The organism is Micrococcus sp. EYE_212, assembly GCF_023147585.1.
In the GTDB taxonomy this organism is placed as follows: domain Bacteria; phylum Actinomycetota; class Actinomycetes; order Actinomycetales; family Micrococcaceae; genus Micrococcus.
In genome coordinates this window covers 1-2,530 of the sequence record NZ_JAHXOZ010000031.1, presented here as the reverse complement: position 1 = coordinate 2,530, position 2,530 = coordinate 1, and the positions used below count along the sequence as shown (strand labels likewise).

Genomic DNA, 2,530 nt, shown 5'->3' with positions numbered 1-2,530 from the left:
CTACCACCGCCGCCGCCGGCAGGTGCGCCTGGGCCGATTGACGCCGGTCGAGTACGAGTTGATCATGGACCACACGCCCGCAGACGCGGCGTGACGAAGACTGTCACCTATGGGTGCATCAGTCCCTAACACCATGTTGAGCGTCACTCTCACGTGGAGGATTCGCTCGAGGTTTAGACAACGGCGTTCCGAAGGGCACGTGCGTCTATGAGCTTCTCGCGCGACCCGGGCTTGCCCTACTCGGCATTCACTCAAGCGTGCCGCGCCTTCAAACCCAGCGAGCTGATCCCGGCGATCGCGCGGGCCTCGGCAGCGCTTGGCGAACCGCCGTATTCAGATGCGGTGAAACATCGAATGCCGCCGTGGGGATTGGCTGCGGCCGCGCGAGATTCGCTTCTCTACGGCAATAAGTATCGCTCGAAGCCCGTCGATGAGACGGCGCTGCAGAAGCTGATGCACAAGTTCCAGATCGCGATGGACATCGACGATGCCGATGTCGGGTCCGTGGACTTCCTCGTCAGACTGATGACTCAGGTCACGTACGAGCAGTTCCCTTACCAGGAGTCGATGTTCGAGGAGCTTGCTCGCTCCCACGCCTGGATGGTCGAGGGCCTGCCCGACGTCGAGACCCGAGTGATCACGGAGGACTCGCTGGCGGCCATGCTCGACGGAGTCCCGTTCCGCGAGGCGATCGGTGCGACGTTCTTCCTTCAAGTGGGTGCCTTCCAGAATGGTGGAGCATACAAGCCTGGCTGGCTGGATCAGCCAAACTTCACTGAAGTGCTGAAGCTCTATCCGCGGACGAACGTAGAGAAGATCGCCTCTCGACTTACCACGACACCCGCAGCGTTTCGGACTGATTTCAGCGACCACTCGGTCGGATCAGCCACAGCGACCCGATTCGATTACAACCCGTTGTTGGCGACACCGTTCGTGGACATGGGCGACGGGGAGCCGGTTGCTCCAGCGACGCGTCTGATCATGCGGACGGTCACGCCGGGAGGCTTGTACTACGCCGGAATGACTAAGCACGGCAAGGCTTTCGCGGATGACCTCGGAGGCCTGTTCGAGCACTACATTGGTCGACAACTCAGACTGATCGAGGACGCGGAGGTCGAACCCGAGATTGTCTTCGGCAAGGGTGGCGGTCACAAGAGCGTTGACTGGTTTGTGATCCTGCCCAATCTGGTCATCTTGGTTGAGGTCAAGTCTCGCCGCCTCGGCCCGGCAGCACGGGCCGGCGATGCAACGCTGATGAACTCGCTCAGCGAGACCCTAGGTAGCGCACGGAGGCAGTTGACCCGTACCGTCAGCCATCTTGCTGACAATCACCCGGCGTTCACGAACATCCCAACCGACCGCCCTATGTTGGGGTTGATCGTCACGGCGGAGCCGTTCTATACCGGGGCCGCGTACCTTCTCGACCATGACGTTGCGGTCATCGCTGGCGGGAGGCTCCCAGATGTTCCTGTAGCCGCGGCGAGCGCGCGTGAAGTCGAGTGGCTCGTGACGCACGGTAAAGATGTCGAGCCGCTGCTCCTCGCAGAGATCGCGAAGAGTGCAGGAGGTGTCGTCAGCCTGCGTGACATCGGTAAGAAGGCTGATACCGAGAATCCGATCTTGTCGAGCGCTTGGAATACGTATCCTTGGCCGACCGGCGAAGTACGTGGCGATGGAGAATCATCAGGGACGCCGTCCAGCAACAGCTGACTCTCACAGTCGGATCAAGTCGACTGCAAGCTTCGGAAGTGCCGAATCGCGCCACACTTACAACGAGCGCTCGACGTTCTCGCGTCCCGGTGAATGCTGCGGTACATCGCTCGCTTGGTTGATGAAGCCACGTACTCGATCGAGAGCAGCTCGTGCGCGGGCGGCGTCGATGCTCTGCGCCGTGGACTGCGGCGGCGGCCCCAGCGGTCGGTCATCCGTGACGCCGTATCTGTCGCGGTAGGCGGCGATCGTGCAGGCGGACCGTCTCCACGCCGCCGCCTTTCGCGGGTTGCGGGGTGGCTCACCGAGTGGGCGCGTCCAGGCTTCTCCGGCGTCGCGGGCGGTGTCGAGCACGGCGTCGGCGCGGGTCTCGATCAGCTCGCGCCGTTCATTGAGGGCCTGCCTCATATCGCCGGCCAGCGGGCCGTCCGCGGACGGGATCAGTCCGGCGATCAGCCGTGCCGCCTTGCGGGTGCGACCCGAGCCCGCCGGGCGTGCGGTGGCGCGAGCCACCCGGTAGTGCAGGACGGAGGCGATGTCGTCGGCATCGGCGAACCCGCGCACGGCCACCAGACGCGGGAACAGGCGGTCGACGTCGTGGTGGTTGGCCTCGGCTCGTCACAGCTCGGCGGTGAGTGCCCCGAATGAAGCGCCCTGGGTCTGATGGAGACTCGCGCTATTTGATTCCGACCAAGTTGAGTCCCGCATAGTGGTGTAGCGCCCGGTGGTCGGGCACGTCGTCTCAGACGTGGACGCGGCCACCGTGTGATCCTTCGAGTGAACCTCTCACAGCACCCTCGAATGGAGTCATCACGATGAC

Annotated in this window: 1 protein-coding gene and 1 pseudogene; one reads left to right on the top strand and one right to left on the bottom strand. The window is 63.3% G+C overall.

Annotated elements, in window-relative coordinates; genetic code table 11:
- The first annotated feature begins 207 nt into the window (after nucleotides 1-207).
- Nucleotides 208-1,710, top strand: coding sequence for a nuclease-related domain-containing protein (locus KZX60_RS11850; protein WP_248118607.1), 1,503 nt, complete (start codon nucleotides 208-210; stop codon nucleotides 1,708-1,710).
- Between the two features lie 57 nt (nucleotides 1,711-1,767).
- Here the strand turns inward: KZX60_RS11850 and KZX60_RS11845 are convergent.
- Nucleotides 1,768-2,358, bottom strand: a pseudogene (locus KZX60_RS11845) (conjugal transfer protein); the annotation flags it as partial.
- Between the last annotated feature and the right edge of the window lie 172 nt (nucleotides 2,359-2,530).